The 18,404-nt window shown below is 65.0% G+C and carries 17 protein-coding genes; 10 read left to right on the forward strand and 7 right to left on the reverse strand.

Features of this window, described 5'->3' with window-relative positions:
• Nucleotides 1-17: 17 nt before the first annotated feature.
• Complete coding sequence (locus tag ACVWY5_RS13385) at nt 18-1,631, forward strand: winged helix-turn-helix domain-containing protein (RefSeq protein WP_321176811.1); 1,614 nt, start codon at nt 18-20, stop codon at nt 1,629-1,631.
• Nucleotides 1,632-1,741: 110 nt separating this feature from the next.
• On the opposite strand, the gene ACVWY5_RS13390 is transcribed toward ACVWY5_RS13385, so the two are convergent.
• The 3 genes from ACVWY5_RS13390 to ACVWY5_RS13400 form a co-directional block, all read right to left on the reverse strand.
• Nucleotides 1,742-2,338 carry a DUF2889 domain-containing protein gene (locus ACVWY5_RS13390; RefSeq protein ID WP_050386145.1) on the reverse strand — a complete coding sequence of 199 codons (597 nt, stop codon included), beginning with the start codon at nt 2,336-2,338 and terminating at the stop codon, nt 1,742-1,744.
• Nucleotides 2,339-2,532: 194 nt separating this feature from the next.
• Entirely contained in the window at nt 2,533-4,089 is a 1,557-nt protein-coding gene (locus tag ACVWY5_RS13395) for an acyl-CoA synthetase (RefSeq protein WP_028334274.1), read from the reverse strand.
• The gene (locus ACVWY5_RS13400) at nt 4,019-4,813 is read right to left on the reverse strand and encodes a TetR family transcriptional regulator (protein WP_028334275.1); all 795 of its coding nucleotides are present in this window, start codon (nt 4,811-4,813) and stop codon (nt 4,019-4,021) included. Before ACVWY5_RS13400 ends, ACVWY5_RS13395 begins: the two co-directional genes overlap by 71 nt.
• Nucleotides 4,814-4,908: 95 nt before the next feature.
• Here ACVWY5_RS13400 and ACVWY5_RS13405 point away from each other — a divergent pair, with 95 nt between their 5' ends.
• The 5 genes from ACVWY5_RS13405 (at nt 4,909) to ACVWY5_RS13425 (ending at nt 9,211) form a co-directional block, all read left to right on the forward strand.
• The gene (locus tag ACVWY5_RS13405; RefSeq protein WP_028334276.1) at nt 4,909-6,093 is read left to right on the forward strand and encodes a lipid-transfer protein; all 1,185 of its coding nucleotides are present in this window, start codon (nt 4,909-4,911) and stop codon (nt 6,091-6,093) included.
• A 7-nt stretch (nt 6,094-6,100) separates the two neighbouring features.
• Nucleotides 6,101-6,556 carry a MaoC family dehydratase N-terminal domain-containing protein gene (locus ACVWY5_RS13410; RefSeq protein WP_028334277.1) on the forward strand — a complete coding sequence of 152 codons (456 nt, stop codon included), beginning with the start codon at nt 6,101-6,103 and terminating at the stop codon, nt 6,554-6,556.
• Nucleotides 6,553-6,960, forward strand: coding sequence for a MaoC family dehydratase (locus ACVWY5_RS13415; protein ID WP_028334278.1), 408 nt, complete (start codon nt 6,553-6,555; stop codon nt 6,958-6,960). Before ACVWY5_RS13410 ends, ACVWY5_RS13415 begins: the two co-directional genes overlap by 4 nt.
• A gap of 199 nt (nt 6,961-7,159) precedes the next feature.
• Entirely contained in the window at nt 7,160-7,987 is an 828-nt protein-coding gene (locus ACVWY5_RS13420; RefSeq protein ID WP_028334279.1) for an SDR family oxidoreductase, read from the forward strand.
• Nucleotides 7,988-8,065: 78 nt separating this feature from the next.
• Complete coding sequence (locus tag ACVWY5_RS13425) at nt 8,066-9,211, forward strand: acyl-CoA dehydrogenase family protein (RefSeq protein WP_028334280.1); 1,146 nt, start codon at nt 8,066-8,068, stop codon at nt 9,209-9,211.
• Between the two features lie 148 nt (nt 9,212-9,359).
• Here ACVWY5_RS13425 and ACVWY5_RS13430 read toward each other — a convergent pair whose 3' ends face one another.
• Nucleotides 9,360-10,850, reverse strand: a complete 1,491-nt coding sequence (locus ACVWY5_RS13430) for a methyl-accepting chemotaxis protein (protein ID WP_038377474.1) — start codon at nt 10,848-10,850, stop codon at nt 9,360-9,362.
• Between the two features lie 889 nt (nt 10,851-11,739).
• Between ACVWY5_RS13430 and ACVWY5_RS13435 the strand changes: the two genes are divergently transcribed.
• Complete coding sequence (locus ACVWY5_RS13435; protein WP_028334281.1) at nt 11,740-13,401, forward strand: thiamine pyrophosphate-binding protein; 1,662 nt, start codon at nt 11,740-11,742, stop codon at nt 13,399-13,401.
• Nucleotides 13,402-13,443: 42 nt separating this feature from the next.
• Nucleotides 13,444-14,715 (forward strand): NAD(P)/FAD-dependent oxidoreductase, encoded by a 1,272-nt coding sequence (locus ACVWY5_RS13440; RefSeq protein WP_028334282.1) that lies wholly within the window; start codon nt 13,444-13,446, stop codon nt 14,713-14,715.
• 20 nt (nt 14,716-14,735) lie between these two features.
• Here ACVWY5_RS13440 and ACVWY5_RS13445 read toward each other — a convergent pair whose 3' ends face one another.
• Nucleotides 14,736-14,969: a hypothetical protein gene (locus ACVWY5_RS13445; RefSeq protein ID WP_028334283.1), complete on the reverse strand. Its 234-nt coding sequence runs from the start codon at nt 14,967-14,969 to the stop codon at nt 14,736-14,738.
• Between the two features lie 338 nt (nt 14,970-15,307).
• Here ACVWY5_RS13445 and ACVWY5_RS13450 point away from each other — a divergent pair, with 338 nt between their 5' ends.
• Nucleotides 15,308-15,679, forward strand: coding sequence for an avidin/streptavidin family protein (locus tag ACVWY5_RS13450; protein WP_028334284.1), 372 nt, complete (start codon nt 15,308-15,310; stop codon nt 15,677-15,679).
• Nucleotides 15,680-15,685: 6 nt separating this feature from the next.
• Here ACVWY5_RS13450 and ACVWY5_RS13455 read toward each other — a convergent pair whose 3' ends face one another.
• Nucleotides 15,686-15,874: a hypothetical protein gene (locus ACVWY5_RS13455; RefSeq protein ID WP_016848414.1), complete on the reverse strand. Its 189-nt coding sequence runs from the start codon at nt 15,872-15,874 to the stop codon at nt 15,686-15,688.
• 476 nt (nt 15,875-16,350) lie between these two features.
• The gene (locus tag ACVWY5_RS13460; protein WP_028334285.1) at nt 16,351-17,331 is read right to left on the reverse strand and encodes an NADPH:quinone oxidoreductase family protein; all 981 of its coding nucleotides are present in this window, start codon (nt 17,329-17,331) and stop codon (nt 16,351-16,353) included.
• A 272-nt stretch (nt 17,332-17,603) separates the two neighbouring features.
• On the opposite strand from ACVWY5_RS13460, the gene ACVWY5_RS13465 reads away from it, so the two are divergent.
• The gene (locus ACVWY5_RS13465; protein WP_016848416.1) at nt 17,604-18,377 is read left to right on the forward strand and encodes a motility protein A; all 774 of its coding nucleotides are present in this window, start codon (nt 17,604-17,606) and stop codon (nt 18,375-18,377) included.
• The last annotated feature ends 27 nt before the right edge of the window (nt 18,378-18,404 follow it).

The following is an 18,404-nucleotide window of genomic DNA, read 5'->3' on the forward strand; positions in this document are numbered from 1 at the left end:
GGCCCAACGAGGCGTTCTTGCTTAAGTCATCGCAGCCTTCGATTGTGATCGGTGACCGGACCTTGGATCTGGCTCGCGAATTGCTGCTCGACGGGCGCGGCGACATCGTGCCGTTGCGTCCTCAAGCCTGGGCGGTGCTGCGGCTCCTCGCGCAACGCGTCGGGCGCCTGGTGCATAAGGACGAGATATTGGATGAGGTCTGGTCGGACTGCGAGGTCACGGAAGACTCTCTTGTCCAGGCCATCGGCGACATCAGGGAGGCCTTGGGAGGGGCGGGCCGATTGGCCCTGAGAACCTTGCCTCGCCGCGGCTACATGCTGGTCGTGGATGGCGAGCAGGCCGACCGCCCCGCCTCTGCCAGCGTCACGACCTCGTCGATGCCGGACCACGCTGGAAAGCCAGCGGGTTCATCTTCGATCCCACACCTGTCCATTGTTGTTCTACCGTTCACAAATATTGGCGGAGATTTGGAGCAGGAATATTTCGTCGATGGCGTGACTCACAGTTTGACCACCGACCTGTCGCGGATCGCCGGCGCGTTCGTCATCGGCCGGGGCACCGCGTTCACGTTCAAGGGCAAGGCGGTGGACGTGAGGGAGATCGGTCGCGAATTGAATGTCCGTTACGCGCTGGAAGGGTCGGTGCAACGCGGCGGCAACCGCTTTCGCCTGAACGTTCAGTTGACTGACACGGAAACTGGAGCCCACGTGTGGGCCGAGCGCTTCGACAAGCCCGCTGCCGACTTGCTGGACATGCAGGATGAGATCGTATCCCGGCTCGCCAATACGTTGAACGCCGAGCTTATCAAGGCCGAAGCGCGACGGGCAGAACGGTTGCCCCAGCCGGACGCGATGGATCTCTATTTTCAGGGCAGGGCTGTCCTGAACAAAGGAATAGCGCCTGCGGTTATGGCGCGAGCAAGGGATTTCTTCATGCGCGCCCTCGCGCTTGATCCCGACAATATTGAAGCAGCCGTTGCCGCGGCTCAGGTCGATTTTGCGATCGGTTCTTCCTCCATGGCCGATGACGGACCGGCATATTTCAGGGCCGCGGAGAATGCGCTGAATGGCGTGTTGTTGCGTGCGCCCAATCACCCCAGAGCCCACATGTTGCTCGGCGCGGTTCAAATTCGGACACACCGCGCTGCAAAGGGTATCGCTGAATGTCGCCAGGCGCTGGCGCTCGATCGGAATTTGGCCGATGCGCATGGGTTTATTGGCCTCGGGAAGCATGCGCTGGGGCGTGGCGAGGAAGTCGAGGGGCATATTCAAGAGGCGTTACGACTGTCCCCTCGCGATACGCGTGCCTTTCTCTGGATCATGGTTGTCGGGATGGCCAAGTTGATGTCCTGCACCAATGCAGACCTCGAGGCGCTGGACTGGCTTCGCCGGAGCATTGAGGCTAATCCCAATTTTGCGCTCGCTCACTTTCACTTGGCTGGCGCGTTGGCCATGATGGGAGACCTCGAGGAAGCACAATCCAGTGCCAAAGCCGGACTGGCACTTGATCCCAACTTCAGCATTCGTCGATACGACGTCAATGTCGTCTTCCTGTCCGACAATCCGGTATGGCTCGCCAAGCGTAAGCGTTTTTATGAGGGAATGCGCATGGCCGGCGTGCCGGAGAGCTAGTGCCGCGTTCGATCATCTACGTGAATGGGATAAAGCTGCGACGAGGAGCTACATTTGAGCTCCAGCAGCGGCGCGCCATACACGCGTCTTGGTCAGCGGCGGAGCACCACTCACGAACCCGGCTTGGCCTCGACAGGCTTCTGCGCGAACTGCGGGAATGTCTCGGCCACGACCGGTCCATCCAGCCGCCATGAATAGCAGCCGCCGACGAAGAACGGCGGCTCGGTGACGTCGCGCTGATGGTCGAGCGTGCCGCGGCCCTGCGGGTCCTTGCCCGAGGTAGCGGTCTGGAACAGCGTCGTCACCGCGGGACCCAGGAGCTCGGCGAGATGGGTGCAGGTCTCGAGCCTGCCGATCTTGCGACGGACCAGTTCGCGCCAGCCCTTGCCGATGCGTTCGCCGACCAAGCGCTGCAGGATGCCCTCGACGTCGAGGCAGGACGGGTAGGGCGTCGAGGCCATCGTGGTGCCGGTCTCGCGGATCGTAAAGCTGTCGTCGACCGCGAGCCGCAGGCGGATGTCGTGCACGGGATCGTCGGGCTGCTGCAGGCCGCGATGCTTGTCCTGTCGGGCATAGGGTTTGGTGTCGACCAGCCGCGCCTCGACTTCCCACAATCCGTCGTCGCGGAGATAGCCGAGACATTCGACGGAGCGGCGGTGCATCAGGCGGCGGGGCTTGCCGTCGGCATTGGTATCGGGTGCGGACATCGGAACTCGCTGGATTGAATCTCGAACCGATCCAATCGGCCGTGCGCTCCGATGTCAACGCTCGCGGCCGAATGGCGTCATGAGACGTCGTCATTCCGGGATGGCGCGTTAGCGCCAGACCCGGAATCTCGAGATTCCGGGTTCGATGCTTCGCATCGCCCCGGAACGACGGGGGTGACGTTGAGAGCCGTCCCTCAGCTCACGCGCCGTTCGCGGTTCTCCCAATACGGCTTGCGCAGCTCGCGCTTTAAAATCTTGCCGGCGCCGGAGAGCGGCAGCGGCGTCGCGGTGATGTCGACGCTGCGCGGGCATTTGTAGCCGGCGATCAGCACCTTGCAGTGCTCCATCAGCTCTTCCGGCGTGGCGCTGGCGCCGCTCTTCATCACCACGACGGCGTGAACCTGCTCGCCCCAGCGTTCGCTCGGGATCCCGATCACGGCGCATTGCGCCACCGCCGCGTGCTGGGCGAGCGCGTTCTCGACCTCGGCCGAATAGACGTTCTCGCCGCCGGAGATGATCATGTCCTTGACGCGGTCGACGACGTAGACGAAGCCGTCCTCGTCCATGTAGCCGCCGTCGCCGGTGTGCATCCAGCCGTCGATCACGGCGCGCGCGGTCTCCTCCGGCCGCTCCCAATAGCCCATCATCACCATGTCGCCGCGCACCGCGATCTCGCCGACGGTGCCCGTCGGCACGACCTTGTCCTCGGTATCGACGATCTTGACCTCGGCGCCGAGCGTCGCCCGGCCGGCGCCGCGATGCCGTCCCTTGGCGCGGCCGTCGCCGATATGTTCCTTCCAGTGCAGCAGGGTTGCGATCGGCGACAGCTCGGTCATGCCGTAGGCTTGCGTGAACTCGACATGAGGCAGCGCCTTCATGGCGCGCATCAGCACGGCGTCGCTGATCACGGAGGCGCCGTAGGAGATCCGCTTCAACGACGACAGGTCGTAATTGCCGAGCGTCGGGTGATCGACGAACATCTGGATCATGGTCGGCACCAGCAGCACGTCGGTGATGCGCTCCTTCTGCACGGCGGCCGCGACGCCGTCAGGCGTAAAGCCCTGGATCACGACGTTGGAGCCGCCCGACAGCAGCACCGAATACATCGCCGCGCCATTGGCGAGGTGGAACATCGGCGCCGCGTGCAGGTAGATCGTGCTGTTCGGCCACAGGCCTTCGCCAAGCGCGTTGAGCGCGTTGGCCATCAGATTGCCGTGGCTCAGCATCACGCCCTTGGAGCGGCCGGTGGTGCCGCCGGTGTAGAAGATGCCGGCAAGGTCGTCACGGGTGCGCATGGCATCCGCCATCGGCGCGCTGCGCGCGATCAGCGTCTCGTAATTCGCCATGCCGGCGGGCGTCTCGCCCTCGTCGGCATAGACCAGCTTGAGGCCGGGGATGGCGCCTGCCAGCGCCGTGCCGACCGGCGCAAACGCCTTGTCGACGAACAGGATCGTTGCGCGGCAGTCGCGCAGCGCCTCCTCGTTTTCGATCGGGGACCAGCGGATGTTGAGCGGCACGATCACGGCGCCGGCCCAGCCGACGGTGAGGTAGAGCTCGAGATAGCGGTCGGAGTTCAACGACAGGACCACGACGCGGTCGCCGTCCTGGGCGCCGAGGCCGCGGATCGCGGCGGCGAGGCGGGCGACGCGGTCGCCGACCTCGCGCCAGTTGCGCCGCCGCTCACCGCAGACGACTGCGAGCCCGTTTGGATTGACCTGCAGCGCGCGCCGCAGTCCGTGTGTGATGTTCACTCGTCTCCTCCCTTGATGCGTTTCCCTTGCGAGGCGGTTTGTCCGCCTTCTCGTGCGCCGTTGTTTTGCGCGTTGATGTCGTTTGCGTTGTTGTTTTGGCGATACCTTCGGTGAGACGGATCGCGAATTCCTCGGCGACGGCACGTCCGCTCAGCTCGCCGCCCCGCTGGAACCAGTGTCCGATCCAGTTCAGCGAGCCGGCGATCGCGAAAGCCGCGAGCTTCGGGTCGCAGGGTTTCACCGAACCGTCCGCGACGCCCTGTGCGATATAGTCGCGGAAGGCGCGGTCGATCCGCCGCTTCGCGGTCTGCACGATCTTGCGGTTGTCCTCGCTGAGATCGCGGATGTCGAAGCGGACCAGGCTCTTGCCGTAGTCCGCGGTCATCAGCTCGGCATAGCGGACGGTGAGCTTGCGAAGCTTGTCGAGCCCTGAGCCGCCGCCTGCCGAAGTTTCGGCAATGCAGTCGTCGACCAGCTCATTGCCGATCGACCAGCACTCGTACAGGATCTCGTCCTTGCCGCGGAAGTAGTTGTAGAGCGCCGGCTTGGTGATGTTGAGCCGCTTGGCGACGTCGTTCAGCGTGGCGCGGTGATAGCCCTGTTCGAGGAATAGGGCGACGGCCGTGCGCAGCACCGCCTCGCGCTTCTCGTCGCGGGCGCGGCGCCGGCTCTCGAACGGCAGCCAGGGCGACTCGTTGCTGGAAGAGGGGGAGTGGGCGTCCATCGCGTCGGCTGTTGTCGCATTGACTCCGGAAGATCGCCCGTATATTACCCATGGGTAATAAATAGTCCAGTGGGTAATTTCCGGGAGGGCACGCGATGACGTCACGCACCTATGTTGCCGGGGTCGGCATGATCCCGTTCGTCAAGCCCGGCGCCAATGCGCCGTATCACGTGATGGGCGCCGAGGCGGCGAAGCTGGCGCTCGCTGACGCCGGCCTCGATTACGGTCGTGTGCAGCAGGCCTATGTCGGCTATGTCTATGGCGACTCGACCTGTGGACAGCGCGCGCTCTATCCGGTCGGCATGACCGGCATCCCGATTGTTAACGTCAACAACAACTGCTCGACCGGCTCGACCGCGCTGTTCCTGGCGCGGCAGGCGATCGAGTCAGGCGCGGCCGATTGCGTGATGGCGCTCGGCTTCGAGCAGATGAAGCCCGGCGCGCTCGGGGCCGTATTCACCGACCGTCCCAGTGCGTTCGACGATTTCGACGCCGCGGCCGACAAGCTGGTCGACGCGCCCGGCGTGCCGCTGGCGCTGCGCTATTTCGGCGGCGCCGGCCTCAGCCACATGAAGAAATACGGCACGCCGCTCTCCGCCTTTGCAAAGGTGCGCGCCAAGGCGAGCCGGCATGCCAAGAACAATCCGCTGGCGCTGTTCCGCAAAGAGGTTACCGCCGACGACGTGATGAACGACCAGGTGATCTGGCCCGGCGTGATGACGCGGCTGATGGCGTGCCCGCCGACCTGCGGCGGCGCCGCCGCGATCCTGGTCTCGGAGAAATTCGCCGACCAGCACGGCCTCAACAAGCAGGTCCGCATCGCGGCGCAGGCGATGACCACGGATACGCCGTCGACCTTCGGTGCGTCCGACATGATGCAGGTGGTCGGCTATGACATGGCGCGGGATGCCGCCAAAAAGGTCTACGAGGCTGCCGGTATCGGGCCTGATGATCTCGACGTCGTCGAGCTGCACGACTGCTTCGCCCACAACGAGCTGATCACCTATGAAGGGCTCGGCCTGTGCGGCGAGGGCGAGGCCACGAAATTCATCGACGACGGCGACAACTCCTATGGCGGCAGGATCGTCACCAACCCGTCCGGCGGGCTGCTGTCGAAGGGCCATCCGCTCGGCGCCACCGGGCTTGCGCAGTGCTATGAGCTGACGCGGCAGCTGCGCGGCACCGCCGCGGCGACGCAGGTGGAGGGCGCGCGGATCGGCTTGCAGCACAATCTCGGCCTCGGCGGCGCCTGCGTCGTGACGCTCTACGAACGCGCCTGAGGTCGTCATGGTCGATCAATCGGCTGTCGGGCGTACATTTACGCCCGTGACCGCGCGCGTCGAGCCGGGGCGGCTGCGCTTCTTCCTCGATACGCTCGGCGAGACGAACGCGATCTATCGCGACGAGGCAACCGCGCAGGCGGCCGGCTTCACGGCAGCGCCAGTGCCGCCGACCTATCTGTTCTGCCTCGAGATGATGGATGCACCTGACCCGTTCGAGTTCCTGACCGCGCTCGGCATTGACTTGGCACGCGTGCTGCACGGCGAGCAGCGCTTCGACTATCACGCGCCCGTCATGGTCGGCGACACCCTGACCTTCCGCCCGCGCGTCACTGGCGTGACCGACAAGAAGGGCGGGGCGATGACGCTGATCGTCGTCGACACCCCGGTCACCAACCAGACCGGCGTCCATGTCGCCGATGTCTCGCGCACCGTCGTGGTGCGCAATGCGAGGCCGTCATGAGCGCCCGCGTTCCATCGGTCGGCGACATCATCGTCCACAAGGAGTTTCCGCCGATCACCCGCCATCGCCTCGCGCTGTATTGCGGCGCCTCGGGCGATCACAATCCGATCCATGTCGACATCGACTTCGCGAAGGCGGCCGGCTTCCCCGACGTGTTCGCGCACGGCATGCTGGTGATGGGCTATCTCGGCCAGGCGCTGACCGACGCGGTGGCGCCGTCGCGCATCCGCTCGTTCTCGACCCGCTTTGCCGCAATCACCCAGCTCGGCGCGAAGCTGACCTGCGAGGGTGCGGTGACCGAGCTGATCGAGCAGGGCGGTGAGAAGCGCGCAAAACTCGCGCTGACCACCAGAGATCAGAACGGCGAAGTAAAGCTCGCCGGGGAAGCCATTATCGCGCTTTAGCGAGAAGGTCTCGTCAAGCAGGGACTCGTGCTCCCTCTCCCGCTTGCGGGGGGGGGGGGAGGGTTGAGGTTGGGGGCTCTCTCCACCGGCCATCTTGTGGAGAGAGCCCCCACCCGCATCGCATCTCCGATGCGATGCGACCTCCCCCGCAAGCGGGAGAGGTGAAGAAAACAAGATCATCTCGTCCAAGGGAGGAACCATGTCGAAACTGCAAGGCAAAGTCGCGCTCGTCTCAGGCTCCGGCCGCGGCATCGGGCGCGCGATTGCGTTGAAGCTCGCCAGCGAGGGCGCGCGTGTCGTGGTCAATGATCTCGATGCCGATCCGGGCGATGCAGTCGTCGCCGAGATCAAGGCCATGGGCGGCGAGGCCATCGCGGTCAATGGCAGCGTGACCGGAGCCGGCTTTGCCGATCGCTTCGTCGGCGCCGCCATCGAGCAGTTCGGCGGTCTCGACATCATCGTCAACAATGCCGGCTACACCTGGGACTCGACGATCCAGAAGATGACCGACGAGCAGTTCCAGGCGATGCTCGACGTCCATCTGGTCGCGCCGTTCCGCATCATGCGCGCGGCGTCGGAGCCGATCCGGGTGATGGCGAAAAGGGAGGCCGAAGCGGGCCGCGAGGTGTTCCGCAAGGTCGTCAACATCTCCTCGATCGCGGGCCTCTACGGCAATGCCGGGCAGGCGAGCTATTCGTCCGCCAAAGCCTCGCTGATCGGGCTGACGCGCACGATGTGCAAGGAGTGGGGCCGCTACAAGGTCAACGTCAATTGCGTGGCGTTCGGCCTGATCAACACCCGCCTGACCCAGCCGATCGAGACCCAGCAGAAAACCATCGACGTCGCCGGCCGCGACATCAAGGTCGGCGTCCAGCCGCAGATGCTGGAGGCGATGGGACGCATGATCCCGCTCGGCCGCGGCGGAACGCCGGAGGAGGCGGCTGACGCGGTCTATCTGTTCTGCGCTCCGGAATCGAATTACATCAGCGGTCAGGTGATCGTCGCCGGCGGCGGTCTCTTGATCTGACGAGAGCGTTTTCAAGCGAAGTGGGTACCGGTTCGCGTCAAGAAAACGCGTCAAGAAAGAATGCGTAGCGAGGATATCATGCATTACCGATCGTCCTGGATGACCGAGGAGCTGGACACCTTCCGTGACCAGTTCCGCAAATTCCTCGCCAAGGACCTGGCGCCGCACGCTGAAAAATGGCGCGAGCAGAAACTGGTCGACCGCTCGGCATGGCGCGCGCTCGGCGAGATGGGCGCGTTGCTGCCGAGCGTGCCCGAGGCCTATGGCGGCTTAGGGGCCACCTTTGCCTATGACGCCGCCGTGCTCGATGACCTCGAGAGCACGGTGCCGGAGCTGACCACCGGCGTCTCCGTGCACAGCGCGATCGTGGCGCATTACATCGTCAACTATGGCTCGGAGGAGCAGAAGAAGCGCTGGCTGCCGAAGATGGCGTCGGGCGAGATGGTCGGTGCCATCGCGATGACCGAGCCCGGCACCGGCTCCGATCTGCAGGCCGTCAAGACCACGGCGAAGAAGCAGGGCAATTCCTACGTCATCAACGGCCAGAAGACTTTCATCACCAACGGCCAGGCCGCCGATCTCGTGATCGTGGTCGCGCGCACCGGAGCTCCGGGCGCCAAGGGTATCTCGCTGATCGTGGTGGAGACCGCGGGCGCCGAGGGCTACCGCCGCGGGCGCAACCTCGACAAGATCGGGCTGCACGCGTCTGACACGTCGGAGCTGTTCTTCGACAACGTCACGGTGCCGCCGGAGAACCTGCTCGGAGCCGAGGAGGGCAACGGCTTCGCGCAGCTGATGCAGCAATTGCCGCAGGAGCGGCTGTCGCTCGCGATCGGCGCGGTGGCCTCGATGGAGCGCGCGGTCAGGATCACCGCCGAGTACACCAAGGAACGCACCGCGTTCGGCAAACCGCTGCTCGAATTCCAGAACACCGCCTTCAAGCTCGCCGAGCGCAAGACCGAGGCGATGATCGCCCGCGTGTTCGTCGACTGGTGCGTCGAGCGCCTGGTCGCCGGCGACCTCGACACCGTGACGGCGTCGATGGCGAAATGGTGGTGCTCGCAGAAGCAGGTCGAGACCGCCGACGAATGCCTGCAGCTGCATGGCGGCTACGGCTACATGCAGGAATATCCGATCTCGCGCATGTTCATCGATTCCCGCATCCAGAAGATTTATGGCGGCACCAACGAGATCATGAAGCTCCTGATCGCGCGTTCGCTGTAGGCGGGCGCGTCCTTGGCGTCATTCCGGGGCACGCGAAGCGTGAACCCGGAATCTCGAAGTTGCGGCTCGAGACTGCGGATTCGACGCTCGCGCATCGCCCCGGAATGACACGGAGAGGCGGGTGCGCGCTCACGTCCTTCGCGCGCCGCTACATCGCGCGCACGTTCTTGAGGAACTTGTCGACCTGAACTTCCAGCTCGGAGGCGTTGCTGGCGAGCTCTCCGGAGGCCGCCAGCACGTTCTCCGCGGCCTTGCTGGCATCGTCGATCGCCTTGGTCGTGCCGTTGATGTTTGCGGTGACCTCCTTGGTGGCCGCGGCCTGCTCCTCGACGGCGCTCGCGATCACGGTCGAGATCTCGCTGATCTGGACGATGACCTGCGAGATCGCCTTCAGCGCGGTAGCGGTGTTGCCGGTTGCGGCCTGCATCTCGTTGATCTGCGCCGAAATGTCTTCCGTGGCCTTGGCGGTCTGGTTGGCCAGCGCCTTCACCTCTGAGGCGACGACGGCGAAGCCGCGTCCGGCCTCGCCGGCCCGCGCGGACTCGATGGTTGCGTTGAGCGCAAGCAGGTTGGTCTGGCCGGCGATCTGGCTGATCAGGGCGACGACGTCGCCGATCTTCTGCGCCATGGTCACGAGACCCGCGACCAGCTTGTCGGACTTCTCGGCTTCGTCGACCGCCATGCGGGCGATGCGGCTCGCCTCGGCCACCTGGCGGCTGATCTCGTTGACCGAGGACGACAGCTCCTCGGACGCGGACGCCGCGCTCGCCGAGCGCTGATTGACGAATTCGGCGGTCGTCGTCAGCGATCGCGCCGTGCCCTGCATTTGCGTCGAGGCCGACGCCAGCATCCCGGCAAGGCCCTTCACGTCCTTCTCGAAATCGTCGGCCAGTTTCACATTGCCTGTCACCACCGACCAGCTCAGCATCGCGCCGGTGTAGTTGCCGCGCTTGTCGGTCAGCCCGGAGACCCGCAGGTCGAGCGTTTCCGGCCCGAGCTTGATCTTGGCCGCATGCGGCAGGTTCTTGGGATCGCCGACGATGCGGCGCTGGTGGGCCGGGTTCTTGTGGAAGATGTCGAACGAGTTGCCGAGGATCTTGTCCGGCGCCACCGGAAGCAGATGCTTCACGGTGTCGAGCGTCTTGAGGCTGGTCTGGTTGATGTAGGTGATGTTGAAATCGGTGTCGCACATCATGATGTTGATCGGCATGTTGTCGAGCATCTGCAACAGCCGTTCGGTCTGCGTTTCAAGCCGCGCCTTCTCGGTCGCGAGCTCCCAGGTCAGCATCGGCCCGGTGTAGCGGCCGCGCGAACTGGTCATCGCCGTCACGGTGAGATCGAGCGTCTCGCCGCCGATGGTGATGCGCGCCTTGTGCGGCAGGTTCTTCGGGTCGGACAGCAGCCGGCGCTGATGCTGCGGGTTCTTGTGAAAGATGTCGATCGATTGCCCGATCAGCGCGTCGACCTTCACGGGCAGCACATGCTCGATCTTCTTCAGGTTCTGCCGCGTGGACTCGTTGATGTAGGTGATTTTGAAATTGTCCAGCTCGCAGAGCATGACACTGATCGGCATGTCGTCGAACAACCGATACGAACTGTCCGAGCCGACCACGCTTGCGACGCTCTTCATCCCCAACATGCATTGCCTCCAGCCTTGATAATGATCTTGGTGAATTGAAACGGTGCACCTGATCGGCGACGGAATGCCTTCCACCGCCGCCCCACGCAGGTGCGCTACACGATTTACAATTTCTGACTGCGTGGAACGGTAGGCGATTCGAGTTCCACCAAGAAGGGCGTGCAATGCGCCGCGTGCGCTCGCGCAAGGTCGAGCGCGCGATGCTCGCGATGAGCGCAGCCGAAAACGTCGCGCAGCACCGCGATTTGCCGTGAACGCCGCGCGATCCTGCGACGAAGATGCGAAGCGGCCGATCGCTGCACCGTAATCTTACGGGAGCAGATGCGTGCGCTCCCAATGATTGTTAGCGTGCACATGACGTGGTGACTTATGCAGATCGTGCCACGCCATCGCGCGCAGCGGAGAGCTCCTGATTTCAATCGTGTCGGCGGCCACGCGCTGTCGGTCTTGGCGACGTGGCGTGCGAGCATTCTTTCGCTTGCGCTCTGTCGCGTCGGTCGGCGCCTCGTGATGACAGGGGCTGCCGCATTGTCGATGCGAGTGTTAATGAAAGAAGCTCGCGCAGGTTGATCATGCCGCGCGAGACCCGATGGGGGTCACAGACCGGCGTGGCGACATCGGTCTCGCTTGAGCGCGGCGAGATCGCGCCGGGGCCGGCCGACGGTCACCTGCGTTGCCTGCCGCCTGGCGGCTCCAATCCTGCCGGCGATCGTCCGCTCTGCGGAAATCGATGACGAAACAGCGTTGCCCATTGCCTACCGCATGGCTTGGCGCCGCTGCGCCCGCGAGACGCAGCTTCGGCCTTGCACCCCATTTCCGTCTATCATACCCCGTGGGACCACGATCCGCGCGAAGCCCAAACGCGCGCCAGTATTTGCAGGGAGCCCTCATGACCAAAAGCAATGCCCGCACCGGAGGCCAGATCCTGATCGACCAGCTGGTCGCGCAAGGGGTGGAGCGCGTCACCTGCGTGCCGGGCGAGAGCTATCTGGCGGCGCTCGACGCCTTGCACGACAGCCCGATCGACGTCGTGATCTGCCGCGCCGAGGGCGGCGCCGCGATGATGGCGGAGGCCTATGGCAAGCTGACGGGACGTCCGGGCATCTGCTTCGTCACCCGCGGTCCGGGCTCGACCAATGCAGCCCATGGCGTGCACATCGCGATGCAGGACTCTACCCCGATGATCCTGTTCGTCGGCCAGGTCGACACCGGCATGCGCGAGCGCGAGGCGTTCCAGGAACTCGACTACAAGGCGGTGTTCGGCACCATGGCGAAATGGGCGGTCGAGATCGATCGTCCGGATCGCATTCCGGAACTGGTCGCGCGCGCCTTCCGCGTCGCGCTGCAGGGCCGGCCCGGTCCGGTGGTGATCTCGCTGCCGGAGAACATGCTGACCGAAACCGCCGCGGTCGCGGACGCGCCGAAGGTCGAGCCTGCGGCGAGTTGGCCGGCGCCGTCGGATCTCGAGCGTCTTGGCACCATGCTGGCATCCGCCACGGCGCCGATCGTGGTGCTCGGCGGCTCGGCCTGGACCGCGGAGGCCGCCAAGGGCATCGCGCGCTTCGCCGAGCGCTTCGACCTGCCGGTTACGACCTCGTTCCGCCGCGCCTCGCTGTTCGATGCCGACCACTCGCATTATGCCGGCGATCTCGGCATCGGCCCGAGCCCGAAGCTCAGGGATCGCATCACCGGCGCCGACGTCATCCTGCTGATCGGCGGCCGCATGTCGGAGATGCCGTCCTCATCCTACACTCTGCTCGACATTCCGGTGCCGAGCCAGAAACTGATCCATGTCCATCCCGGCGCCGAGGAGCTCGGCCGTGTCTACCAGCCGGCGCTGGCGATCCAGGCGACGCCTGCGGCCTTTGCCGCCGCGGTCGAGACCATGAAGCCCGCGGCCGCACCCGCCTGGAAGGGCGAGGCGGCCAAGGCGCATGCGGACTATCTCGCCTGGACCGACAAGCCGCGCGAGCTGCCGGGCAGCTTCCAGTATGGCGAGGTCGTGACCTGGCTGCGCGATCGCCTGCCGAAGGATACCATCGTCTGCAACGGCGCCGGCAATTATGCCGGCTGGATTCACCGCCACCATCGCTTCCATGCTTTCGCCGCGCAGCTCGCGCCGACCTCGGGCTCGATGGGTTACGGCGTGCCGGCGGCTGTGATGGCCAAGCGGCATCATCCGGACCGGGTCGTCGTGGCGTTTGCCGGCGACGGCTGCTTCCTGATGAACGGGCAGGAGTTCGCCACCGCCGTGCAGTACGACGCGCCGCTGATCGTCGTCGTCATCGACAACGCGCAATACGGCACCATCCGCATGCATCAGGAGCGCGACTATCCCGGACGCGTCGTCGGCACCCAGCTCAAGAATCCGGACTTCGCGCTTTATGCCAAGGCGTTCGGTGGCCATGGCGAGCGTGTCGAGCGCACCGAAGACTTCGCGCCCGCGTTCGAGCGCGCGCTGGCCTCCGGCAAGCCGGCGATCCTGCACTGCCTGGTCGATCAGCGCGCGCTGTCGGTCGGTAAGGACTTTGTGCCGCAGGCAACGCGCTAGGGCATGATCCGGAAACGTGCGAAGCGGTTTTCCGAGGAGATCATGCCCCAACAAGAGTCCCGTCACGTCGCGATCATCGGGGCCGGCGCGGTCGGCGTGATCAGCGCCATCGAGGCGCTGCGCGCGGGCCACAGCGTCACCTTGATCGATCCGGGCGAGCCCGGCGGCACCCAGGCGGCGAGCTACGGCAATGCCGGCTGGCTGTCGTCGCATTCGGTGATCCCGCCGGCCGAGCCGGGCACCTGGAAGAAGGTGCCGGGTTATCTGATGGATCCGATCGGGCCGCTGGCGATCCGCTGGTCGTATCTGCCGAAGGCCTTGCCGTGGCTGATCAAGTATCTGCTGTCGAGCCGGACCGAGGCGCAGGTCGAGGCCACCGCGCGGGCGATGCGCGATCTCCTGAAGGATGCGCCGCTGCTGCACCTGCAGCTCGCCGAGGAAGCAGGCGTGGGCGAATTGATCGAGCGGCGCGGGGTGATGCATGTGTTTCCCTCGCGCGCGCCGTTCGACCGCGATCTCGGTTGGCGCATCCGCAAGCGCGTCGGCATCGAATGGCTGGAGCTCGATGAAGACGAGATGCGCCAGCGCGAGCCCGACCTGCACCCGCGCTACAAATTCGGCGTCGTGGTGGAGGAGGCGGGCCGCTGCCGCGATCCAGGCGCCTATGTCGCGGCGCTTGCCGCGCACGCGATCGCGATTGGCGCCGAGCGCGTCGCCGCCAAGGCCACGGGCCTCAGGCTTGCCGGCGACAGGCTGGTCGCCGTGGTCACCGAGAGCGGCGAGATCGCCTGCGACGCCGCCGTCGTCGCCGCGGGCGCGCGCTCCAGGCAACTGACCGCCTCGATCGGCGATCCGCTGCCGCTGGAGACCGAGCGCGGCTATCACGTCATGATCGAGAATCCGGAATCCGGCCCGCGCAATTCGATGATGGCCTCGGACGCCAAGATGGTCGTCAACTGGACCGACAAGGGCCTGCGCGCCGCCGGTACGGTGGAGATCGCGGGGCTCGATGCCGCGCCGAACTGGAAGCGCGCCGAAATCCTGCGCGAGCATCTCTTCAGTATGTTCCCGAAGCTGCCGAGGGATATTCCGCCATCGCGGATCAAGACCTGGTTCGGCCATCGGCCGAGCATGCCGGACGGGCGCCCCTGCATCGGCTATGCCCGTGCCACGCGCGACGTGATCTACGCCTTCGGCCACGGCCATGTCGGCCTGGTCGGATCGGCCCGCACCGGCCGGCTGGTCGCGCAACTCCTGAGCGGCAAGGCGCCGGAGATCCCGCTCGCCCCGTTCGCGCCCTCACGCTTCCTGTAGGGAGCAACGGAGGCGAAGTCTCAGCTGTCGCCGGCCCAGGCCGTGATCGCGGCCGGCGCGATCACGCGTCTCGGTATGTGCGGATTGATCGTTCCGGCGCTGACGTCCTGCGTCTGAACGAGCAGGGTGCGCGCAAACGCCTTGGCATCCTGCTCGGTCGTGAAGGTACGGGTCTGGCGCGCGAAGCGGTGATGTCCGGCGTCAGGATTTCGCATGGCGAACGAGACGTACCAGATAGCCTTGTCGGTCTTCATCGCGCCTCTTTGGTGGTAATCCGCCCGCGCGATCGCGACGTGGTGCTCGATGCTCGATGTGCAAAAAGTGCCAAGACAAAGAATCCTGAAATACAACACATTGCGGCGAATAGGCTCCTCGGCGAACCAGCAATGCTACAGCATCGGCACGTCTACCGATACTGGCGGCATATTACCTGTCAACCGATGGGTGAAATGACAATGCGCCGTTGCGACGTTGGTTCCATCCGGCAAATTGCCATGTCCTCCCGGGACCTTTGCGCTGTCAGGAACGTCGATCTCCTGGGCAAGTTGTCCCGCGCATTCGTGGCCGGAGCGCGCGGCGTCGGGAGCACGAGATGACGGGGGTCGGTAGGTGGAAAATCCAATACGGTTCGATCGTCGAGATCACCAGTGAAGCGAATGGCCGCATCGAGGGGACGTTTCGAACCGCGCTGGCCGATAGCGGCTTCTACGGCCAGACGGTCGCGATCGTCGGCGTCCACCAAGGCAATTGCATCGGATTTTCGTCGGTCGGTTCGTCGGCGGCGGGCGATCGCGTGGTTTCCTATACCGGCTTGCTGCGCGATCAAAAAATGGAAGCGGCGTGGTTTGTCGTGTCGGACAAGGCGCTGGTCGCGGCCCGCGAGGGCGAAGCGGCGGCCCTGAAGCCCGTGAACTGGTGGCGAGCCGTCACGACAAGTGTCGATACATTCGAACGCTCGACGTAGACCTCGCTAGATGACTTGGTCCTCCTTTCGCGCTGCGTTGATGGTTTCCTCCACCTCGGCGGCAAGGGCCGTGAGATGTTCGGCGAGCTTGCTGAACAGCTCGCGCTTGCGCATGTCAGTTGCCAAGTCGCGGATCAACGCACATTCCGCCGCGTCGCGTCGAAGCTTTTCGAGATGCGTCAGCATGTCCTGCATTTTTCGTCCCCGAATGCCGTATTCCGCAACGCTAAGGCGGCACAGAACCGCGCAACAATAACCTGTGATAATTTTCGCGAACCTTGGCGACGGTCGCATATCTCTCCGACCCTCAAGGCAAGCTTGGCTTGCGAGACCGGCTTCTCCAGGAGGCCGCGTCCTCCCGCAGCTTGCTGCTCGTCATGCGGTTGTTTGACTCACAGACCGCGCAACACGCTCGCCGTCGTTCTGGCCTAGTACGCACTTGCGCACGAGGGCCGGGACTCATTACCACGAATGCGAATTGTTGTGCGACGCTGGGGCCACAGCCTTCTTCCACAACTCGCCCGTGTGGTTATGGGTCTCAGCTTTCGCCGGGACGACGATGGTGGATGTGGCAGGACATCATTCCCGATTCCTGCGCAACTGCGCGCGAGGCTTGGACGGCAGCGAGCAGGCCGACACGACAGTGGGATGAGGCGATAGCGCTGCCTCTCTCACGACCCGATCCGCACCACCATCTTGCCGAGCGCCGCACGGGTTTGCATGGTGGTGAAGGCCGCGCGAAAGTCCTCGAATGCGAATACCTTGCCGACCACAGGCGTCAGCCGGCCTTCGTTTAGCCATGCCGACAATTGCGTCATCACGCGCGCCTGCGCCTCGGGCTCCCGCCGCGCGATCTGGGCGGCATCGACGCCGATCAGGAGGCCGCCTTTCAGGAGCGGCAGATTGAACGGCAATGCGGGAATGTTGCCGGCCGCGAAACCAACCACGACATGGCGGCCGTTCCAGGCGATCGAGCGGAACGCCTGCAGCGAGACCTCGCCACCGACCGGATCGAAGATCACGTCGGGGCCATCGCCGGCGGTCGCGTCCTTCAGCGCGTCGCGCCAGTCGGGCTTCGTGTAGTCGACGACCGCGTCGGCACCGAAGCTTGCGGCGAAGTTGCGCTTCTCCTCCGTCGAGGCCGCGGCGACGACGCGCGCGCCGAGCAGCTTGCCGACTTGAATGGCGGCGATCCCGGTGCCGCCGGCGGCGCCGAGCACCAGCAACTGCTCGCCGGCCTTGAGCGAACCGCGCTCGCCGAGTGCATAGAGCGCGGTGAGGTAATTGGTGCGAAAAGCCGCGGCGGCCTCCATCGACAGTCCGTCGGGCATGATCTCGACGGCGTCGGGCGGCACCACGATGTGCTCGGCCAGCGCGCCCGAGCGCGCCGCGCCCATCACCCGCATGCCCGGCGCGATGCCGGCGACGCCGCCTGCGACCGCATCGACCACGCCGGCGAATTCCGCGCCCGGCGTAAAGGGGAGGGCATCCTTGGTCTGGTAACGGCCCTCGACCTTCAGCCCATCGACGAAGCCGATGCTCGCAGCGTGGACCCGGACGCGGATCTGTCCGGGGCCGGGTTCGGGGGTGGCGATCTCCCTCAGCCCGATCTGATCGATGGGTGCGTATTGCTCGACGACGACCGCCTTCATCCTGTCCTGCTCGCTTGTTCGTTTCCTCTGGCCAAACCTATGTCATGTCCGTTGTTGTACGGGGAGACCTTTTGCGCATGCAGCGATGGCATCGCATGCGGAAAGCCAGCATCTTCAACGACATCGCGAAAAGGCCGGCGTTTACCCGTTGTTATCCCTACCAAATTCGGTAACGCGTCCTTAATGGCGTTAACGTTAGGGTTTTCCACGCGGCCCGCACTGGGCTGCGCGCCGTCCAGGACGGGCAGGTTGCGTACGCGTTGGAGTCTCCTATGGATATCATGACTGGCGCCGGGCTGTTGGCTGGCATCATCGTCATCGCGGTGATGATGTTCATGGGCGGCGACCTGCACATGTTCATCTCCGAACACGCCATGATCATCATCTTCGGCGGCTCGATCGCGGCGACGATGATCCGTTTTCCGCTCGGCGTGATGCTGCATGGCCTGCCGCTCGGCGCCAAATTCGCCTTCACCATGAGCCGGTTGTCGGCCCGCGATCTGGTCGACGAGCTCGCCCGCATCGCCGAGATCGCCCGCAAGCAGGGGCCGGTCGGTCTGGAAAAGGTCGAGACCGACGAGCCGTTCCTCGCCAAGGGCATCCGTTACGTCGCCGACGGTTACGACCTCGAATTCATCCGCGACAACATGGAACGCGACCGCGACAACTTCCTGATGCACCTCGACGAGGGCAGCAAGATCTATCGCGCGATCGGCGACTGCGCGCCGGCGTTCGGCATGATCGGCACGCTGATCGGCATGGTGCAGATGTTCGCCAACATGACCGACCCCTCCAAGCTCGGCCCGTTCATGGCGACCGCACTGCTCGCGACGCTGTACGGCGCGCTGGTCGCCAATTTGTTCTGCCTGCCGATCGCCGACAAGCTGCACGGCAAGCTGCTCGACGAGGAGACCAACCGCACGCTGATCATCGACGGCATCCTGATGATCCGCGACTCCAAGAGCCCGGCGCTGGTGCGCGAGATGCTGCTGGCCTATCTGCCGGAGAAGCATCGCCAGGAGGAAGGCGAGCCGGTTCCGGCCTGACCGGACCGCGCTTTCGGGAAACGCAGC

This window comes from Bradyrhizobium sp. USDA 3256, assembly GCF_054058275.1.